General features: G+C 46.9%; 1 protein-coding gene. It reads right to left on the bottom strand.

The annotated features are described in order from the left end of the window. On the bottom strand, positions 1-407 hold a 407-nt coding region (locus tag A3766_RS30985; RefSeq protein ID WP_197479523.1), incomplete at both ends, for a hypothetical protein.

The raw sequence follows: 407 nt of genomic DNA, 5'->3' as shown, positions 1-407 counted from the left end.
TCCATCGTGGTCTGAGTCTGGCTCTGGAGGAATATAGCTAAAGTTACCCTGAACCTCCTCAATCGCCGGACCATTCAAGCCACTATCATAATGGTGCTTACCTGCTTCGCGGAAATGCCCAGTACGAACATAGAGCTGACTGTCGGATGAGTCTTCGATCATTGAAGCAATCACAGCATCAGGCATTTCATCACCAAACTCTTTACCAAGCTCTGTAGGTAAAGCGAAAGAAATCACCAAGTTCGTATCATCACCTAATGGGTCCTCTATCGTCCAACTTGAAGAGTGATCGAGTGCTTCAAGCGACTCGCTATCCCAGTCATAGATATAGAAGCTGACATCACCACTTGTACCCTCATCACCACTTGTGTCGGCACCCGTTAGGTAGGCAAAAACTTCACCTTCAT

Source organism: Oleiphilus sp. HI0132 (assembly GCF_001635845.1).
Note: the sequence above shows the minus strand (reverse complement) of the source record. Positions and strands in the feature narration are given on the sequence as shown.